The 19,574-nt window shown below is 59.5% G+C and carries 17 protein-coding genes and 1 tRNA gene; 11 read left to right on the forward strand and 7 right to left on the reverse strand.

Annotation, left to right across the window (positions count from 1 at the left end; translation table 11 throughout):
- Nucleotides 1-314 precede the first annotated feature (314 nt).
- The 4 genes from IB248_RS29620 (at nt 315) to IB248_RS29635 (ending at nt 4,456) form a co-directional block, all read left to right on the forward strand.
- Nucleotides 315-956: a VOC family protein gene (locus IB248_RS29620; protein ID WP_169684373.1), complete on the forward strand. Its 642-nt coding sequence runs from the start codon at nt 315-317 to the stop codon at nt 954-956.
- Nucleotides 957-1,269: 313 nt separating this feature from the next.
- Nucleotides 1,270-2,679: a circularly permuted type 2 ATP-grasp protein gene (locus tag IB248_RS29625; protein ID WP_018857507.1), complete on the forward strand. Its 1,410-nt coding sequence runs from the start codon at nt 1,270-1,272 to the stop codon at nt 2,677-2,679.
- Nucleotides 2,679-3,620, forward strand: a complete 942-nt coding sequence (locus tag IB248_RS29630; protein WP_018857506.1) for an alpha-E domain-containing protein — start codon at nt 2,679-2,681, stop codon at nt 3,618-3,620. The genes IB248_RS29625 and IB248_RS29630 overlap by 1 nt, the downstream gene beginning before the upstream one ends.
- An 11-nt stretch (nt 3,621-3,631) precedes the next feature.
- Nucleotides 3,632-4,456 carry a transglutaminase family protein gene (locus IB248_RS29635; RefSeq protein ID WP_025660462.1) on the forward strand — a complete coding sequence of 275 codons (825 nt, stop codon included), beginning with the start codon at nt 3,632-3,634 and terminating at the stop codon, nt 4,454-4,456.
- Between the two features lie 81 nt (nt 4,457-4,537).
- Here the strand turns inward: IB248_RS29635 and IB248_RS29640 are convergent, their stop codons facing one another.
- The 5 genes from IB248_RS29640 to chvE form a co-directional block, all read right to left on the reverse strand.
- Nucleotides 4,538-5,971, reverse strand: a complete 1,434-nt coding sequence (locus IB248_RS29640) for an aldehyde dehydrogenase family protein (RefSeq protein WP_169684371.1) — start codon at nt 5,969-5,971, stop codon at nt 4,538-4,540.
- A 71-nt stretch (nt 5,972-6,042) separates the two neighbouring features.
- Nucleotides 6,043-7,038, reverse strand: a complete 996-nt coding sequence (araD1, locus tag IB248_RS29645; RefSeq protein ID WP_026371821.1) for an AraD1 family protein — start codon at nt 7,036-7,038, stop codon at nt 6,043-6,045.
- A 112-nt stretch (nt 7,039-7,150) separates the two neighbouring features.
- The gene (gene mmsB, locus IB248_RS29650) at nt 7,151-8,359 is read right to left on the reverse strand and encodes a multiple monosaccharide ABC transporter permease (protein WP_025660465.1); all 1,209 of its coding nucleotides are present in this window, start codon (nt 8,357-8,359) and stop codon (nt 7,151-7,153) included.
- Nucleotides 8,356-9,894 (reverse strand): multiple monosaccharide ABC transporter ATP-binding protein, encoded by a 1,539-nt coding sequence (gene mmsA, locus IB248_RS29655; protein ID WP_025660466.1) that lies wholly within the window; start codon nt 9,892-9,894, stop codon nt 8,356-8,358. The genes mmsB and mmsA overlap by 4 nt, the downstream gene beginning before the upstream one ends.
- A gap of 98 nt (nt 9,895-9,992) precedes the next feature.
- Nucleotides 9,993-11,057 carry a multiple monosaccharide ABC transporter substrate-binding protein gene (chvE, locus tag IB248_RS29660; RefSeq protein WP_018857500.1) on the reverse strand — a complete coding sequence of 355 codons (1,065 nt, stop codon included), beginning with the start codon at nt 11,055-11,057 and terminating at the stop codon, nt 9,993-9,995.
- Between the two features lie 272 nt (nt 11,058-11,329).
- Between chvE and IB248_RS29665 the strand changes: the two genes are divergently transcribed.
- Both IB248_RS29665 and IB248_RS29670 read left to right on the forward strand, forming a co-directional pair.
- The gene (locus tag IB248_RS29665) at nt 11,330-12,337 is read left to right on the forward strand and encodes a LysR family transcriptional regulator (RefSeq protein ID WP_018857499.1); all 1,008 of its coding nucleotides are present in this window, start codon (nt 11,330-11,332) and stop codon (nt 12,335-12,337) included.
- Between the two features lie 54 nt (nt 12,338-12,391).
- Entirely contained in the window at nt 12,392-12,877 is a 486-nt protein-coding gene (locus IB248_RS29670; protein ID WP_025662840.1) for a hypothetical protein, read from the forward strand.
- On the opposite strand, the gene IB248_RS29675 is transcribed toward IB248_RS29670, so the two are convergent.
- Nucleotides 12,878-13,141, reverse strand: coding sequence for a hypothetical protein (locus IB248_RS29675; protein WP_025662839.1), 264 nt, complete (start codon nt 13,139-13,141; stop codon nt 12,878-12,880). It lies immediately after the preceding gene.
- Between the two features lie 154 nt (nt 13,142-13,295).
- Between IB248_RS29675 and iolG the strand changes: the two genes are divergently transcribed.
- Nucleotides 13,296-14,288, forward strand: a complete 993-nt coding sequence (iolG, locus tag IB248_RS29680) for an inositol 2-dehydrogenase (RefSeq protein ID WP_018857496.1) — start codon at nt 13,296-13,298, stop codon at nt 14,286-14,288.
- A 92-nt stretch (nt 14,289-14,380) separates the two neighbouring features.
- Here the strand turns inward: iolG and IB248_RS29685 are convergent, their stop codons facing one another.
- Nucleotides 14,381-15,604, reverse strand: coding sequence for an ROK family transcriptional regulator (locus tag IB248_RS29685; RefSeq protein ID WP_169684369.1), 1,224 nt, complete (start codon nt 15,602-15,604; stop codon nt 14,381-14,383).
- 225 nt (nt 15,605-15,829) lie between these two features.
- Here IB248_RS29685 and xylF point away from each other — a divergent pair, with 225 nt between their 5' ends.
- The 4 genes from xylF to IB248_RS29705 all read left to right on the forward strand — a co-directional run bounded on the left by xylF (nt 15,830) and on the right by IB248_RS29705 (nt 19,437).
- Nucleotides 15,830-16,870: a D-xylose ABC transporter substrate-binding protein gene (gene xylF, locus IB248_RS29690; RefSeq protein ID WP_018116461.1), complete on the forward strand. Its 1,041-nt coding sequence runs from the start codon at nt 15,830-15,832 to the stop codon at nt 16,868-16,870.
- Between the two features lie 252 nt (nt 16,871-17,122).
- Nucleotides 17,123-18,433, forward strand: coding sequence for a sugar ABC transporter permease (locus IB248_RS29695; protein WP_025662836.1), 1,311 nt, complete (start codon nt 17,123-17,125; stop codon nt 18,431-18,433).
- A 15-nt stretch (nt 18,434-18,448) separates the two neighbouring features.
- Nucleotides 18,449-19,231 carry an ATP-binding cassette domain-containing protein gene (locus IB248_RS29700; RefSeq protein WP_018857493.1) on the forward strand — a complete coding sequence of 261 codons (783 nt, stop codon included), beginning with the start codon at nt 18,449-18,451 and terminating at the stop codon, nt 19,229-19,231.
- Between the two features lie 129 nt (nt 19,232-19,360).
- Nucleotides 19,361-19,437 (forward strand) — tRNA-Arg (locus IB248_RS29705).
- Nucleotides 19,438-19,574 lie beyond the last annotated feature (137 nt).

Genomic DNA, 19,574 nt, shown 5'->3' on the forward strand with positions numbered 1-19,574 from the left:
CCAGACCAGCCATGGCATGAGGGCCAGAGGCCGCCAACTTCGCCCCGCCTCAGAACCCAACTAAAACAACCAACGTCCAAAAAACAAACCCGCCGAAAATATCGACGGGTTTGTCAGCAGTCTGAGGGCGGGAGAAATCCCGCCCTTTGCAATACGCGTCTCACGACGCCAAATGATCCCGCGGCCTTACAATCTCGCCTTGTGGCAATTGGCCCATTGCATTAGCATGCTGGTGCTGCTGTAGGGCGCGTCGGCTTCGGGCCGGAGGGGCATTGCCCGCCTACGTACGACAAAGTCAAACGTAAGCCGCGCCCATGCCAAATATCGAAAACCTCAGAAAACAAGCCAAGACATACCTGCGATGGCATCGCGAACGGTACTATCCGGTTGCGGCGCAGATCAGGTGGATCCTGCCCAGATATCGAGATCAAAGCGATCGAGAAATATTGGACGCCGACTTCAAGCTCAGCGATGCTCAGGAGCTTGTTGCCCGAAAGCATGGCTTTACGGATTGGCCGGCGCTGGTCAAAGGGATCGAAACCATGACGAAATCGAAAGCGTCGGACAGTAGACGTCCGCTCGTCCTCTCCGCGGAGCCGCAACTCTTCGTCTCCGATATCATTGCCTCGTGCCAGTTCTATGTTCGGAAACTGGGTTTTGAAGTGGCGTTCCAGTACGGAGAGCCGCCATTTTATGCCCAGGTGTTTCGCGACGGCGCGCGCCTGAACCTGCGAAAGGTCGGCGGGCCGGTCTTCGACGCTGGCTTCAGAGCGCGAGAAGTCGACGCCCTCTCCGCAACGTTAACGGCCGACGATCCGAAGCGGCTGTTCCTGGAGTATCAGGCCGCCGGCGCATCGTTCCACCAGCCCCTGCGCACCGAGCCATGGGGCGCACGCAGCTTCATCGTGCAGGACCCCGACGGAAACCTGATCGCGTTTTCAGGCGAGGCGACCTAAGCCCGCTGCAGCTCGGTCGTATCTGAAGCATTGATGCTTACCTGAAGTTTCCCTGATGCTCGCGCAACCGTATACCCGGCGCTCAGCCCGAAATTGAATCGGTTTTCGGCTCGAAAATGTTCATCTGCTCACATTTTGAGCGGACGCTGAGGATTGACGGCGGGCGTGTCGACGCCAGCTATCGATAAATGCCCAGTTTTTCGTCTGTTTTGGCCCTCGAGAAGGATTCACGAATCTCGCGTTCAAACTGTGCATGGTTCTTGCATTGCCATTTGCGTTGTATTCAAATGAACAAAAAAGGGGAGCCACACCTTTGGCATTTGATGAAATGATCACCGGGGGCGAAAGTCCGCGACAGCCATATGAAAAATACTTTGAGTGGTACAGTAACCAAGATCGAGCGCATCTGATTGCAAAATCCCGGGACGCGGAGAACATCTTCCGCAAGACTGGCATTACCTTCGCGGTCTACGGACACGCAGACTCTTCCGAAAAGCTCATTCCCTTCGACATCATCCCCCGCATCATCTCAGGTCGCGAATGGCGCAAGCTCGCACAGGGTATCGAGCAGCGGGTAATCGCCCTCAACGCTTTTCTCGATGACATCTACCACAAGCAGGAAATCATCCGCGCCGGTCGCATACCGCGCGAACTGATCGAGAGGAATGACGCCTTCCTGCCCGAGATGATCGGCTTCCGGCCGCCCGGCGGCGTCTACACGCATATCGTTGGCACTGATATCGTGCGCACCGGCGAGGACGAGTTCTACGTGCTGGAGGACAACGCCCGCACACCCTCCGGTGTCAGCTACATGCTGGAAAACCGTGAAACGATGATGCAGATGTTTCCGGACCTGTTTCATGCCAACAAGGTCCGGCCGGTCGAAGACTATCCCTATCTGCTGCGCCAGAGCCTGGCATCGCTCGCGCCTCCGGGCTGCAAGGGCAAGCCACGCGTTGCGGTCCTGACACCCGGCATCTACAACTCGGCTTATTACGAGCACTCGTTCCTGGCTGACACGATGGGCGTCGAGCTTGTCGAAGGCTCGGACCTCCGCGTCATCGACGGCAAGGTGAAGATGCGCACGACCCGCGGCTATGAGGCGATCGACGTGCTCTACCGCCGCGTCGACGACGACTTCCTCGATCCCCTCACCTTCCGGCCGGATTCAGCACTCGGCATCCCCGGCATCATGGATGTCTATCGTTCCGGCAACATCACCATCGCCAATGCGCCGGGCACCGGCATATCGGACGACAAGGCGATCTATTCCTACATGCCCGAGATCGTCGAATTCTATACCGGACGCAAGCCGATCCTCGAAAACGTGCCGACCTGGCGCTGTTCCGAGCCGCAGAGCCTCAAATACGTGCTCGAGCACCTCGAGGAACTCGTGGTCAAGGAGGTACACGGCTCCGGCGGCTACGGCATGCTGGTCGGCCCGACGGCGACCAAGAAGGAGCGCGCCGATTTTGCCGAGAAGTTGAAGGCGAAGCCCGCCAACTACATCGCGCAGCCAACACTTTCGCTGTCGACCGTGCCGATCCTCGTCAACAAAGGCATTGCGCCACGTCACGTGGACTTGCGGCCATATGTTCTCGTCTCCGACAAGGTGCAGATCATTCCCGGCGGATTGACGCGCGTGGCCCTGAAAGAGGGTTCGCTGGTGGTCAATTCCAGCCAGGGCGGCGGCACAAAAGATACCTGGGTATTGGAGGACTGATGCTCGGAAGAACTGCAAACGGACTCTACTGGATGTTCCGTTACATCGAACGCGCAGAAAACATAGCGCGCCTCATCGATGCCGGCCTGCGCATGTCGCTGACCCGAAGCGGAACCGGCGACGACGACTGGGACGGCGTCCTGCAAAGCGCCGGCGTGCGCGAGACCTTTGACGAGGGGCACAGCAAGCTGACGAGCGCCGACGCGATCGACTACCTGCTGCGAGACCGCTCCAATCCCTCAAGCGTCATGTCCTGCGTCGACTACGGGCGAAACAACGCCCGCATGGTGCGCACCGCCCTGACCCGCGAGACCTGGGAAGCGACCAATGAGTTCTGGATCGAGCTAAAATCGCTACTTTCGAAGCGGCTGAAGGCCGCCGAGATGCCGGAGGCAATCGATGCCATCAAGCATCGCGCCGGGCTGATCCGCGGTGCCTTCCACGGCTCGATGCTCAGAAACGAACTCTACAATTTCGCCCGCATCGGAACCTTCATCGAGCGCGCGGACAATACGAGCCGTATTCTCGACGTGAAGTATTATGTGCTCCTGCCCTCGGTCTCGGCCGTCGGCACGTCGATCGACAACATCCAGTGGGAATCGATCCTGCGTTCCGTCTCCGCCCACCGCTCCTACAGCTGGGCGTATGACGGCGAATATCGGTCGATGAATATCGCCGACTTCCTGATCCTGAACGGCCAGATGCCGCGTTCGCTCGCCTATTGCTACGAGAAGATCGTCAGCGAACTCGGCTATCTCGCCAAGGATTACGGTGAGCGGCTGCCGGCGCATGATACGGCCGATTCCATCCGCAAGACACTCCAGACACGTGCCATCAAGGAGATCATGGATCAGGGCCTGCATGAATTTCTGGAAGATTTCGTCACACGCAACAACCAGCTCGGCATGGAAATTTCCGATGGTTACCGGTTCTATGCATAGGCGGGCATGAGATGAAGCTTAAGATAAGCCACGTCACCGAATATCACTACGAAGAACCGGCGGCCTTCTCGCTGCAGCGGCTGCGGCTGACGCCGCTCTCCGTTCCCGGACAGTCAGTCATCAACTGGTCGCTGCAGGTTGAGGGCGCTAGGCCCGAAGTCGAATACGACGATCAGTTTGGCAACCACGTCAACCTCGTCTCGCTGGAAGGCGAGCAGCGGGCGACACGCATCGTGGCCGAAGGCGAGGTCGAAACGGAAGATCGAAATGGGGTACTCGGCCCCCATAGCGGCTTCTGCCCGCTCTGGCTTTTCCTGCGTGAAACGCCGAGGACGAAGTCCGGAAAGCTGATCAAGGAACTCACCAAGGGTGTGAGCGGCGAGAACGAGCTTGCTCGCATGCACGCGCTGATGTCCGGCATACATGAGACCGTGACCTACTTGCCTGGGACCAGCGACACGGAGACCACGGCTGAGCAAGCGCTTGAGAAGAAGAGCGGCGTCTGCCAGGACCATGCCCATATTTTTGTCGCCGCCGCACGCAGCCTCGGCGTGCCGGCCCGCTACGTTTCCGGCTACCTCATGATGGAAGAGAAGATCGAGCAGTCGGCGACCCACGCCTGGGGCGAAGCGCACCTCCCGGGCCTCGGTTGGGTCGGCTTCGATCCGGCCAACAATATCTGCCCCGACGCACGCTATGTGCGTGTCGCCTCCGGCCTCTGCTACCGCGATGCGGCTCCCGTTTCAGGCATGCGCATCGGCACGCCGGGGGAAAAGCTCTCTGTCGTGGTCAAGGTTGAAGATCGGGGGCAGATGCAAAGCCAGAGCCAGAGCTGAAGGGCTGGCTTCCGAAGAACTCATATCGAGATACCGTTGTCCGAGCCGCCGCATAGCGGCTCGGATCGTTTTGGGCCATCGTTAGGCCAGCGTATAGGCCGTCTTGACGCTCGTGTAAAACTCGGCCGCGTATTTGCCCTGCTCGCGCGGACCGTAGGACGATCCCTTGCGGCCACCGAACGGAACGTGGAAATCCACGCCAGCGGTCGGCAGGTTGACCATCACCATGCCCGCTTCGGAGTTTCGCTTGAAATGCGTCGCGTGCTTGAGGCTCGTCGTGGCGATACCGGCAGACAGGCCGAATGGCGTGTCGTTGGCGGTTGCCAGCGCTTCTTCGTAGTCCTTGACGCGGATGACCGAGACAACCGGTCCGAAGATTTCCTCGCGCGAAATGCGCATCTGGTTCGTGGCCTCCGTGAACAGCGTCGGCTGCAGGTAGAAGCCGGGCGTTTCGCGGGTGACGAGTTCGCCGCCGAAGGCGAGCTTGGCGCCCTCCTTCTTGCCGATCTCGATATAGTCGGTGTCGGTCTTCAGCTGCTTTTCATCGACCACGGGGCCGATGTGCGTGCCCGATTTCAATGCATTGTCGACAACAAGCGTCTGCAGCTTTTCCCTTAGCGCCGCGACGAACTTGTCGTGGATGCCTTCGGTAACGATCAGGCGAGAAGACGCCGTGCAACGCTGGCCGGTGGAGAAGAAACCGGAATTGGCGGCTGCTTCGACGGCGACGCCAAGGTCGGCATCGTCGAGGACGACCATCGGGTTCTTGCCACCCATTTCCAGCTGGAACTTGCGGTTATGCTCGATCGAGGCGCTAGCGACGCGGCGGCCGGTACCGGTGGAACCGGTAAAGGTGATGCCCGTAACATCAGGACTGTCGAGCATGGCCTGGCCGACAACCGAACCCCTGCCCATGACGAGGTTCAGCACGCCCTTTGGCAGGCCGGCACGGTGCAGGATGTCGACGATCGCCCACGAGCAGCCCGGGACGAGTTCGGCCGGCTTGAAGACGATGGTATTGCCGTAGCAGAGCGCCGGCGCGATCTTCCAGGCGGGGATCGCGATCGGGAAGTTCCAGGGCGTGATGATACCGATGACGCCGAGCGGGTCACGGGTGATCTCGACGCCAATATTCGGGCGAACAGACGGGATGACCTCGCCTGCAAGACGCAGCGCTTCGCCGGCAAAGAATTCAAAGATCTGCGATGCACGAATGGTCTCGCCGATTGCCTCGGGAAGCGTCTTGCCTTCTTCGCGGGCCAGCAGAGCGCCGAGCTCGTCCTTGCGAGCCATGATCTCGTCGCCGGCCGTCTTCAGGATGACATGACGCTCCCAGATGCCGGAGCGCGACCAAGCCGGGAAAGCAGCCTTGGCGGCGGCGATCGCATTCTTCGTGTCTTCGGCCGAACCATCCGCATAGAGGCCAACGACCTCGTTGGTATCCGACGGATTGATGTTCTTCGTCGCGTCCGTGCCGACCCATTCGCCGGCAATGAGGTTCTTATAAATGGTCATGGGCCGACTGGGCCTCCTTCACCGTTCCATTAAAAACGGTCCGGCCGCCGAAGCGGCCGGGCCTTGCGAAATCAGAGCTGCTTGACGGCAATCTCTTCTTCGGCGGCAATCTTCAGAGGGTTGCGCAGCGGTAAGCCGAATTCGGCGACTTCGATTTCGAAGACGTCACCCTCTTCAGCCTTGATGCCTTCCGCGAAGGAGAGCGTCGCGGTGCCGAACATGTGGACGTGGACGTCGCCGGGCACACGAAACAGGCCGTACTTGAAGTGATGGTATTCGAGGTTGGCGAACGTGTGCGACATGTTCGCTTCGCCCGACAGGAACGGCTTTTCGAAGATCACCTTGTCGCCGCGCTTGATGCGCGAGGTGCCGCGGATATCCTCAGGCGCAACGCCAATGCGGATTTCCGGGCCAAAGCTTGCCGGGCGCAGCTTGGAGTGCGCGAGGTAGAGATAGTTGATCCGCTCGGTCACGTGGTCGGAAAACTCGTTCGACAGCGCAAAGCCGATGCGGAAGGGTGTGCCGTCTTCCGCAACGACGTAGATCCCCGCCATTTCAGGCTCTTCGCCGCCATCGAGCGCGAAGGAGGGAGAAACGAGCGGCGCGCCCGGAGCAGCCGAACCGTAGCCGTTGCCCTTGTAGAACCACTCGGGCTGAACGCCCTTCTCGCCGGCCTTCGGCTTGCCGTTCTCGAGACCCATCTTGAACATCTTCATCGAGTCGGTGAGGGTTTCTTCAGCCGCCTCGGAGGTCTTCTTGTGCATGGAATCGCGCGTTGCAGCCGAGCCCAGATGCGTCAGCCCCGTGCCCGTCAGATGCAGGTGCGCAGCGTCGGGATGCGTCATCGGCGGCAGAAACTTGCCTTCGGCATAAGCCTTTTCGAGGTCGACTGCATCGCCGAGGCCGTGTGCTTCAATCACCTGCAACAGCGACTTGCCGCCGTTTGCGGCTTCCATGGCCAGCGCATAGACGCTGCCTGCGTTCTTGACGGCCTTCGCGGTACCGCCCGGCTCGCGCACGGCGACAATGATCTCTCCGTTCGAACCCTTGATCTGCGAAATCAGCACGGTCTTCATCCTTTTTTCGATAACGCGGAAAATGCTTCGCCAATCCGGCTCCCAGAATGAGCCGGATTGGCAAGTTCACATGACTGCGAATGCTTGGGCAGCGCCGGAGCGCTTAGCCCTTGTTCTTGTTGTAGACATCGAAGAAGACGGCGGCGAGAAGCACCAGTCCCTTGACCATCTGCTGGAAGTCGATGCCGAGACCGACGATCGACATGCCGTTGTTCATGACGCCCATGATGAACGCGCCGATGACGGCACCGGTAATCTTGCCAACGCCGCCGGATGCCGAAGCTCCGCCGATGAAGCAGGCCGCGATAACGTCAAGCTCGAAGCCAACGCCTGCCTTCGGGGTCGCCGAATTCAGGCGAGCCGCGATGATCATGCCGGCGAGACCAGCCAGGACACCCATGTTGACGAAGGTGTAGAAGCTCAGGCGCTCGGTGTTGATACCGGACAGCTTGGTTGCCTTCTCGTTGCCGCCCATTGCGTAGATGCGGCGACCGATCGTGGTACGGCGCGTTACGAAGGTGTAGGCCGCGATCAGCACGAGCATGACGACGAGAACGTTCGGCAGGCCCTTGTAGGTGGAAAGCTGGAAGCCAAGGAACAGGATCGCCAACGAGATGATTACGTTTTGGGCGATGAAGAAGCCATAAGGCTCGACATCGATGCCATGGCTCTCGTTGACCTTGCGGCGACGCCAGGCGAGATAGAAGAGCACGACAGTTCCCAGCACGGTCAGCACCAGCGACGTGGAGTGCAGCGGAATTCCGGCGATATCGATCATTTCGCCTGGCAGGAAGCCCGTCGAGATAACCTGGAAGTCCTTCGGGAATGGGCCGATGTTCTTGCCGCCCAGAACGAACAGCGTCAGGCCGCGGAAGACGAGCATGCCGGCGAGCGTGACGATGAAGGCCGGAATGCGGTGATACGCGATCCAGTAGCCTTGCGCAGCACCGATGGCGCCACCGATGACCAGGCAGAGAATGCCCGCAAGTACGAAGTTCATCTGCCAGTTGACGGTCATGATAGCCGCCACCGCGCCGACGAAGGCAACGATGGATCCGACCGAAAGGTCAATGTGGCCGGCCACGATGACGAGCAGCATGCCGAGCGCCATGATGACGATGAACGAGTTCTGCAGAACGAGGTTCGTTAGGTTGACCGGCTTGAACAGAATGCCGCCCGTGTAGAACTGGAAGAACACCATGATCGCGACGAGCGCGATAAGCATGCCGTATTCGCGAATGTTGGCGCGGATATAGTCCGCAACGGAAACGACGTTGCTTTCCTCGGTGGCTGAAGGGTTGACCGGAGTCATTGTTTCTTCTCCCCTGAGCGCATGATAGCGCGCATGATGGTTTCTTGGCTCGCCTCTCCCTTTGGCAGTTCCGCAACGATACGTCCTTCATTCATGACGTAGATGCGGTCGCACGTACCAAGCAGTTCCGGCATTTCCGATGAGATCATCAGAACACCCTTACCATCGGCTGCGAGCTGGTTGATGATAGTATAGATTTCGTATTTTGCACCGACATCGATACCGCGGGTGGGTTCGTCCAGGATCAGGACGTCGGGGTCGGAGAACAGCCACTTCGACAGCACAACCTTTTGCTGGTTGCCGCCGGAGAGATTGACCGTTTCCTGGAAGATGCTGGAGCTACGGATGCGCAGCTTCGAGCGGTATTCCGATGCGATCTTCGATTCCTTGATGGTGTCGATGACCGTGGCTTTCGAGACCCCGGCCAGATTGGCGAGCGTCGTGTTGTGAACGATGTTCTCGCCGAGTACGAGACCAAGATGCTTGCGGTCTTCGGTCACATAGGCAAGACCCGCGTCGATGGCCTTGCGAACGGTGCTGACATCGACCGGCTTGCCGTGCATCGACACGTCACCATGGATCTTGTGTCCATAGGATTTGCCGAACAGGCTCATTGCGAATTCGGTACGGCCGGCGCCCATCAGGCCCGCGATGCCAACCACTTCGCCCTTGCGGACGGTGACGTTGATGTCGTGCAGAACCTGGCGGTCACGGTGATGCTGGTGGAAAGCGTTCCAATTCTTCACCTCGAGGATCGTTTCGCCGATCGGCACGGAGCGCGGCGGATAACGATCGGCGAGTTCGCGGCCCACCATGTTCTTGATGATGATGTCTTCGCTGATCTCTTCGGTCTGACAGTCGAGCGACTTGACGGTCATGCCGTCGCGCAGAACCGTGATCTGGTCAGCGACCTTGCGAACTTCGTTGAGCTTGTGCGTGATGATGATCGACGTCAGGCCCTGGTTGCGGAACTCGATCAGGAGGTCCAGCAGTGCATCGGAATCCTTTTCGTTGAGTGACGCCGTCGGCTCATCGAGGATCAGCAGCTTCACGCTCTTAGACAGCGCCTTGGCGATTTCGACCAGCTGCTGCTTGCCAACGCCGATGTCGGTGACGAGCGTTTCCGGCGACTCCTTGAGGCCAACCTTGCTCAGCAGCTCTTTCGTACGCTTAAAGGCTTCTTGCCACTTAATGATGCCATTCTGAGCAACTTCGTTGCCGAGGAAGATGTTTTCGGCGATCGACAGGAGCGGCACCAGTGCCAGTTCCTGGTGAATGATGACGATGCCGATTTCTTCGGAATCCTTGAGCGCCTTGAAATGACGGACGTCGCCTTCGTAGACAATATCGCCGTCGTAGGTTCCGGCTGGGTAGACGCCGGAGAGAACTTTCATAAGGGTCGACTTGCCGGCCCCATTTTCACCCACCAATGCGTGGATCTCACCCTGTCGAACCTTGAGGTTCACATTCTCAAGCGCCTTTACGCCTGGGAACGTCTTGGTGATGTTCCGCATTTCGAGGATTGTGTTGTCCATGGTCATAATCCAACGCCAGCAGCCAAAGGGACGCGGCGATCATAAAATTGAAGACCGGAACCCGCAAGCAGCGGGTTCCGGCCAACTTGGTACAATTATTACTTCAGCTGGTCAGCCTTGTAGTAACCGCCTTCTACGAGGATCTTCTCGTAGTTGGTCTTGTCAACTGCGACCGGGGTCAGCAGGTAGGACGGAACGACCTTGACGCCGTTGTCGTAGGTCTTGGTGTCGTTGACTTCAGGCTCCTTGCCTTCCATCAGAGCGTTGACCATGCCGACGGTAACCTTTGCGAGGTCACGGGTGTCCTTGAAGATCGTGGAGTGCTGCTCGCCAGCGATGATCGACTTGACCGACGGAACTTCAGCGTCCTGGCCGGAAACGACCGGGAGCGGCTGATCGCCGGAACCGTAACCAACGCCCTTCAGCGACGAGATGATGCCGATGGACAGACCGTCGTAAGGCGAGAGAACTGCATTGACCTTCGCGTCGGTGTAGTTAGCCGAGAGCAGGTTGTCCATACGAGCCTGGGCCGTTGCCGGGTCCCAACGCAGCGTGCCAACCTTGTCCATGCCGGTCTGGCCGGACTTTACGACCAGCTTGCCGCTATCGATGTAAGGCTGCAGAACAGACATTGCGCCGTCATAGAAGAAGAAGGCGTTGTTGTCGTCCGGCGAACCGCCGAAGAGCTCGATGTTGAACGGGCCCTTGCCATCCTTGAGGCCGAGGGCGTCAACGATGGAGGTTGCCTGCAGAACGCCAACCTTGAAGTTGTCAAACGTTGCGTAATAGTCGACGTTGCCCGAGTCGCGGATCAGACGGTCATAAGCAATGACCTTGATGCCTGCGTCGTGAGCCTTCTGGAGAACGTCGGAAAGCGTCGTGCCGTCGATAGCGGCGATGACGAGAACCTTAACGCCCTTCGTGACCATGTTCTCAATCTGAGACAGCTGGTTCGGAATGTCGTCGTCAGCGTACTGCAGGTCGGTGGCATAGCCAGCGTCCTGGAGCTGCTTGACGATGTTGTTGCCGTCGTCGATCCAGCGAGCGGACGACTTCGTGGGCATCGCAATGCCGACAGTGCCCTTGTCGGCTGCCAAAGCCGGCATAACGAACGAAGCGACGCCAAAGGCCGCCGCTGCCATCAACGAGATAATGGATTTCATATCTCTCTCTCCCTTAGTTAATAAACGCGCGTGCGAAAAATCGCCCGCCCCGAAACTGTGGCAGGTTCCGTCTTGGATAATTACTTCAGATGGTGAGAAACGAAGTAGGTCTCCTCCACGCTCTCACGTGTTGAATGCCAACCAGCACACGGCGGCAAACTGGTATGGAATCCCATAACTGTCAAATAGAATAACTGGTAAAGTGCATAACAATTTTGGTATATCGTTAAAAAGTATTACTTTTAATGGAACGCGGATGGGAGGCCGCAACCATGGCGATCATTTCGGACCCGCAGACGCATGGTCACGTCGACATTCATACGGATATCTTTGCCGATGACGCCTTTTTGCGATTGGGCCTCAAGCTGAATCATCTGCGAATGATCGTCGCAATCGAAGATAGCGGGCAGATTTCCGCGGCGGCCGAAGCGCTGAACATTTCACAGCCGGCAGCCTCGCGAATCCTGTCCGAAATGGAATCGATCGTTAAGACGCCACTATACGAACGCGTGGCACGCGGCGTCGTGCTGACGACCTTCGGACAGGCGCTTGCCAGACGCGCGCGCAAGATCATGCTCGAGCTGCGCGAGGCGGGCAGGGAAATCGCCGAACTCAAAACGGGCAAGGGAGGTACCGTCTTTATCGGCGCCGTCACTGCCCCAGCCATGAGCCTGGTCGTGCCGGCGATAAAGCGCGTTAGAAGCGCCCTACCCGGCATAGAGGTCACCATACAGGTTGAAACGAGCAACGTGCTTGCCCGCGAGTTGCTCGCCGCCCAGCATGACTTCATCATCAGCCGCATTCCCGATGATCTCAACCCGCGCCTCTTCCAGGTCCAGGAAATCGGCGTGGAGAAGGCCTGTCTGATCGTACGGGGCGGCCATCCGCTCTTGAAGAAGAAGGTCGCCTCCCTCGAGGACCTTCCACAATATGATTGGGTTTTCCAACCAGCGGGAACGCTCCTGCGCCGGACGATCGAGGACCTCTTCCTTTCTCGCGGCGTGCTGCTCCCGGAAAATATCGTCAACACCTCTTCGCTGCTGCTCACCTGTGCGACGGTTTGCCAGACGGATGCGATCGCGCCGATCGCGCTCGATGTGGCGCAGTTCCTGGCGACCCATCGGTCGAAGGCTTCGGATGTGCGGGTGTTGCCGATCGATTTCGAGATCAACGTCAGGCCCTACAGCCTGATAACGGTCAAGGAACGTGCGCTGCCCCCGAGCGCACGGCTGCTTTATGACCTGGTACTGGCCGAAAGCAAGAAGGCGGGAGTGCTCTGACAAGCCTTGCACCACCTTGTTCGGATCTAATGCGCCCCTCCAAGGGAGGCAATCATGCTGTTCGGCCAATCCGTGTTCCAGTCCGTGCTCGACCGCCTGAAGGCGGAGGACGACGAAACCGTCGAACAGGATGCACCCGCCGCCGCCCGCGTAAGCGGTCTCAATACCGGCCTCGCGTTCGACGTCATGGAAGGCGTCTCGGCGTCGTCAGCGCGACCCAACCAGGCATATTTCGAGACAATGGAATTCGCCGCATCGGAGACCGTGGCCGAGCGGTCGCCTGAGCCCTTGCCGCCTCCTGAACCAGAGCCCGAGCCGGTGATGCCCGATCACCTCGAGCGCATCGCGCCTGAAGATATCGCGGCCGAACTGGACATTTCTGCGCGTGATACAGCCCAGAGCCTCAGCGAAAAGCGCCGCGCCTTTGCCAAGCAGAACCATCCCGATCGCGTCAACCCGCTGTTCCGCGAGAACGCTACCAAGCGGATGACGATAGCGAACCTGCTGATCGACCAGGCGCTGCGCCGCCTTGCCCGCTGACTAGTCAGCGTCCTTCTTGGCTTCTGTATCTTCTGCCTCTTCCGCGTCATCGGAAGATGGCGCCGTGTCCGCCTCCGGCGACTGCGGCTTGTAGTTCCAGAACAGCATATAGGCCGCATAGACGCCTGCGCCGCCCGACAGGACCGCCCAGAATGGATCGCCGGTGATCATTTCGACCAGCGCCCAGCCAAAGCAAACGGCCACAATCAGGATGCGAGCCCACAGCGGGCGATAGGCCGGATGGTTCGGATCGATGAGTTGCATATTTATCCCGCGCGGTATTTCGATGACATGTCTTTAGGATGGATTCCGTAAATGTGAAAGAGCGCCGGGCTTGACGCGGCAGCCATTAAATGGAATGAAAATTCCACAAGCATCACAGTTCGGTTCATTTGTTCCGAATTCAAGGGAGGTTCTCATGACAGTCAGATTTGGTCTTCTCGGCGCCGGCCGTATCGGCAAGGTTCATGCGAAGGCCGTCAGCGGCGATGCCAATGCCAAGCTCGTTGCCGTCGCCGACGCCTTTCCGCAGGCCGCCGAAGCGATCGCATCGGCTTACGGCTGCGAGGTCCGCACGATCGACGCGATCGAAGCCGCCAAGGATATCGACGCCGTCGTCATCTGCACCCCGACCGACACCCACGCCGAACTGATCGAGCGATTCGCGCGCGCTGGAAAGGCGATCTTCTGCGAAAAGCCAATCGATCTCGACGTTGCCCGCGTCAAGGCCTGCATCAAGGTCGTCGACGAGACCAAGGCGAAGCTGATGGTCGGCTTCAACCGACGCTTCGACCCGCACTTCATGGCTGTTCGCAAGACGATCGATGATGGCCGAATCGGCGATGTCGAAATGGTAACGATCACCTCGCGCGATCCTGGCGCCCCGCCAGTCGATTACATCAAGCGTTCGGGCGGCATCTTCCGCGACATGACGATCCATGACTTCGACATGGCCCGCTTCCTGCTCGGCGAAGAGCCGGTTGCCGTCAGCGCGACCGCCGCCGTCCTCGTCGACAAGGCGATCGGCGAAGCCGGCGACTACGACAGCGTTTCCGTGATCCTGCGGACCAAATCCGGCAAGCAGGCAATCATCTCCAATTCCCGCCGTGCCACCTACGGCTACGATCAGCGCATCGAAGTGCATGGCTCGAAGGGCATGGTCGCTGCCGAGAACCAGCGTCCGGTCTCGATCGAGGTCGCCAACGGCGACGGCTATACCCGTCCGCCGCTGCATGACTTTTTTATGACTCGCTATACCGAAGCTTACGCCAACGAGATCGCGAGCTTCATCGCCGCAATCGAAAAGGGCGCGACCATCTCGCCGTCGGGCGCCGATGGCCTGGCTGCCCTCGCGCTTGCCGATGCCGCCGTGCAGTCCGTCAAGGAAGGCAAGCTCATCAAGATTGGCTGACGGCCCTCTCCCGACCGAAAGCCACCTGTGAAATGGCCGGGTCCCTGCCCGGCCATTTCTCGTTCCATCTGCACGATCCGCTAGGCGCACCGCTAATCCGATCCCTGGATACCGGACAAGACCAGCTCCTGATCGATCACCGACAATGCCCGGTCGAGATGACCCTCGAACACGAGGATCGATTCGTCGGGAACGACTCGGATCTCCGGCATTCCCTCCATCCGCACGACATGCGTCTGGCCAAGCCCTTCCTCGATCCCCGGTCGCAACAGATCATAGTAACGCGTTCCCGGCCCGGTGATGGCGATCGGCATGCGTTCTGTCAGACTTAGCAGACGCGAAAGCCCATTTCCGAGTGCAATACCGGCCTGCCTGAATGCCAAGGCAGACATGCGGTGCCCCTGTCGCGCTTGGGCGGCGATCTTGTCGAGCCCGGCGACCGGCACGAACTTGGCTGGGATCGTGTCGAGCGGCACTTCGAAGGCCATGCGCAAAATGGCGTAGAAGCCAGCATAAGCCTCGATGCATCCCCTGCTGCCGCAGCGACAAAGGCCGCCGTTTGCCATATGCAACATATGTCCAAAATTTGGGGCCGACACTTCACGCTCGCCCGGCCCCGTGCTCCGGACGATGCCGAGCCCGACACTATGTCCGAGCGACAAGGCGGCGAGCGACCGAAAATCAACCGGCCTCGCATTCGCTTCATGTGCGCCGAGTGCGGCTGCGACGAGCTGGGTCTCGTTCCCCAGAAAAATCCTGGCCTGCCAATCCGGCCGCAAGGCCGATTCGAAGTCGATCTGATTGCTGCCGAAAATCGGCGACCACACCAGTACAGGGTCGGTCGGATGCACCAGACCTTTGCTGCTGATCGATATCAGCAGCACCCTTTCCTGGGGCAGCTTCGAGCGTGAAAGAATGCGCGCAAGCCCCTGTTTAATAGAGGCAATAAACCGCTCGGCACCGGCGGGATCATGCGACCTTTCCTCGCCGAACCGGTCGATGAGTTTGCCTGCGTAGTCGACCAGCGAATATTGCACGCCGTCCGATGAAATGATCACGACGACAAGGTAGCCGCAGTCGCGCCGCTGTCGAAACAGCACGCGCGGACGCCCTCTTCCGCTACTTGGCTGCTGCTCGGATTTTTCAATGATTTGCGCTTTTTCGAGGTCAGCCGTGATTGCTGAAATCGTCGCGGAGGAAAGCTTCGTAAAGTCGGCAATCTCTGTATGCGCCAGCGCCCCATGTCGTCGAAGCGCAGCTAATACAAGGACGCTGTTTCTCTGCCGGACCAACTCCGTGCTCGACTTGGTCAGCATATATGCCGGCCTCTCCCCCTCGCATTCCGCCCTCGCTCACACCCCATCTCCAGCAATTTTTTCGCGACGCAACGAAGCCGGTAGTGCGGTGTTGACAGTTGAAAAAATCTCTGACACTTAATTTCTCGACTGTCGAGAAAATAATTCAAATTTCTCGCCAGCGAACCGCGGCGGCCGGAGGAACCACTGGCTGGGGCTGGCCGCTATTCACTCGGGAGGATATTTATGAAGTCTGTTTTGAAGCTGATGGCCGGGGCGGCCATCCTCGTGTCGGTGCACACCGCCGCAATGGCAGCTGATCTCGTCGTCGGCGTTTCCTGGTCGAACTTCCAGGAAGAGCGTTGGAAGACCGACGAAGCCGCCATCAAGAAGGCCCTCGAAGCCAAGGGCGCAAAGTACATTTCCGCTGATGCGCAGTCGTCTGCCGCAAAGCAGCTGACCGATGTTGAATCGCTGATTTCGCAGGGCGCGAATGCACTCATCGTTCTCGCCCAGGATAGCGATGCTATCGGCCCTGCCATCGAAAAGGCTGCTGCTGAAGGCATTCCGGTTGTCGGCTACGACCGCCTGATTGAAAATCCGGCTGCTTTCTACATCACCTTCGACAACAAGGAAGTCGGTCGCCTGCAGGCCGAAGGCGTATTCAAGGCCAAGCCGGAAGGCAATTACGTCTTCATCAAGGGTTCTTCGTCCGACCCGAACGCGGACTTCCTGTTCTCGGGCCAGATGGAAGTGTTGAAGGCGGCTGTCGATGCCGGCAAGATCAAGAACGTCGGCGAAGCCTACACCGACGGCTGGCTGCCGCAGAACGCCCAGCGTAACATGGAGCAGTTCCTGACCGCCAACAACAACAAGGTTGACGCCGTTGTTGCTTCGAACGACGGCACCGCCGGTGGCGCTGTTGCCGCGCTCGACGCACAGGGCATGGCAGGCACCGTTCCGGTTTCCGGGCAGGACGCCGACAAGGCTGCTCTGAACCGCATCGCGCTTGGTACTCAGACGGTTTCCGTCTGGAAGGACTCGCGCGAACTCGGCAAGCGCGCTGCTGAAATCGCGCTCGACCTCGCTGGTGGGAAGACGATGGACAAGATCGACGGTGTCACCACTTTCGAGGGCGGCCCGAAGAAGGTGAAGATGCAGTCGATCTTCCTGAAGCCGGAGGCCATCACCAAGGACAACCTGAACGTCGTCATCGACGCCGGCTGGATTTCCAAGGCTGAAGCTTGCCAGGGCGTAAAGGCCGGCAGCGTCAAGGCCTGCGATTAATCTTCGCCAGGTCAATCAACACGCCGGCGCCGCAGCGGTCTCGTTGCGGCGCCGGATGCGGATGGTGCCTCCTCCACGGACACTCCCGCCTCGTAACGCACCGAACGCTTTGATTCCCTGCCAGAATAGTGCCGCGCCTTGAGCGGCCATTTCGGAAGTCTCTCGGTGGTCAATTCAAGAACAGGGCAACCTCGGTTCGGGCTTTTCGGGCACCCGCGCCACGGCCCAAACAATGGGGGAAACGGCAAACCCATGGCAAACATCACGCAATCCTCATCGAGCCATCCGCGCTCGGCGGAGGGCAACGCTTTTACGCGCTTCCTGCGCGCAACCGAGATCGACACGCGCCTGCTTGGCATGGTCGCCGCGCTGCTCGTCATCTGGATCGGCTTTCATCTCTACACCGGCGGGCTCTTCCTGACGCCGCGCAACCTCTGGAACCTCTCGGTCCAGACGACCGAAATCGCGGTTCTCGCGACCGGCATGGTGCTTGTCATCGTCACCCGCAACATCGACCTGTCGATCGGCTCCATGCTTGGCCTTGTCGCCATGATCATGGGCGTCGTCCAGGCGAAATTCCTGCCGCAGTACCTCGGCTTCGACAACTCCTGGACCTGGCTGATCACGTTGGTCTGCGGTCTGGTTGCCGGAACGCTGATCGGTCTTTTCCAGGGCGTCATCATCGCCTTCCTGGGTGTCCCCTCCTTCATCGTCACGCTCGGCGGCTTCCTCGCCTGGCGCGGTCTTGCCTGGTACGTGACATCGGGCCAGACGGTCGCACCTCTCGACACGACGTTCCGCATTATGGGCGGCGGCGCTGAAGGGGCTGTCGGAGCCACGTGGAGCTGGATCATCGGGCTTGTCGCCTGTGTGCTGATCGTCGTCGGCATCATCGGCTCGCGCCACCAGCGCAAGCGTTTCAACTTCCCACGCCGTCCGCTCTGGGCAGAGTATTTCTTGGCAGTTCTCGGCTGCACCCTAGTCCTTGGCGCCATCTGGGTGTCCACCATCTATTACTGGCCGGTGGCGATCGCCAAGAAGTACGCCGAAGCCAACAACATCGCCTGGCCGGAAACGGGGCTCTTCATCTCCTACGGCATCGCCGTGCCGGTGCTGATCGCCATTCTCGTCGGCATCGTCATGACCTTCATCGCCACCCGCTTGCGCTTCGGCCGCTACGTCTTCGCGATCGGTGGCAACCCTGAAGCAGCCGAGCTCGCCGGCATCAAGACCCGCTGGGTCGCCGTCCGGATCTTCGCGCTTATGGGCTTTCTCGCGGCTGTCGCCGCGGCGATCTCGACCGCCCGCCTCAACGCCGCCGCCAACTCGCAAGGCACGACCTACGAGCTCTATACGATCGCCGCAGCCGTCATCGGCGGCACCTCGCTCGCCGGCGGCACCGGTACGATCGCCGGCGCAATGCTCGGCGCGCTGGTCATGCAGTCGCTGCAATCGGGGATGGGCCTCGCCAACGTCGACACGCCCATACAAAATGTTGTCGTGGGCGCCGTGCTTGTCGTTGCCGTCTGGCTCGACACCGTCTATCGCTCGCGGTCGAAGTAAAGAGGAGTCCTAGATATGACTGATCAACGCACTCCCCTTGTGGAAATGAAAAACATCTCGATCTCCTTCGGCGGCATCCACGCTGTGGACAATGCTTCGGTCGATCTCTACCCCGGCGAAGTCGTCGCCCTTCTCGGCCACAACGGCGCCGGCAAGTCGACGCTCATCAAGATCCTCTCCGGCGCCTACAAGCGCGACAGCGGCGAGATCCTGATCAATGGCGAGCCGGCAGACATCCGCAATCCGCGCGATGCGAAGAAGTACGGCATCGAGACGATCTACCAGACGCTCGCCGTCGCCGATAACGTCGATGCCGCCGCCAACCTCTATCTCGGCCGCGAGATCCGCACGAAGTGGGGCACGCTCGATGACGTCGCCATGGAAGCCTCCGCGCGTGAGGTGATGGGCCGCCTCAACCCCAACTTCCGCCGCTTCAAGGAGCCGGTGAAAGCACTTTCCGGCGGCCAGCGGCAGTCTGTGGCGATCGCCCGCGCGATCCTCTTCGATGCCCGCATCCTGATCATGGACGAGCCAACGGCGGCTCTCGGGCCCCAGGAAACGGCGCAGGTCGGCGAGCTGATCAAGCAGCTGAAGAAGGAAGGCATCGGCATCTTCCTGATCAGCCACGACATCCACGACGTCTTCGACCTCGCCGATCGTGTCTCGGTGATGAAGAACGGCCAGGTCGTCGGCCATGCCCGCACCGAAGATGTCACCAAGGACGAAGTGCTCGGCATGATCATCCTCGGCAAGGTGCCGCCAAAGGCCATCCCCGGCCCCGGCGCCATGCAGGCCTGACCCGCAGACGTGAGACATAAAAGTCCGCCGCCCGCAAGAACGGCGGACTTTTCATTTTGTAGATTGAAGCCAGCGAGAAGCTAGGCTAAGAACCTCGCATCGGACAAGGCGATTCAAGCGCCTCGGCATGCACCCGTAGCTCAGCTGGATAGAGTGTTGGATTCCGATTCCAAAGGTCACAGGTTCGAATCCTGTCGGGTGCGCCACTAACTCTCGGGTCCGTTCTGGACACATAGGTTACGTTTTATTCCTGAGACATAGGTAACACTTTTGGACCGAAAGGGTTCGGCAAAGGTTCAAGCCTGCATGTCTCATCATCGAAGTATCCCAGATCGTAGTCCAT

It is taken from the genome of Rhizobium sp. RHZ01 (assembly GCF_014851595.1).
GTDB classification, from domain to species: Bacteria; Pseudomonadota; Alphaproteobacteria; order Rhizobiales; family Rhizobiaceae; genus Rhizobium; species Rhizobium altiplani.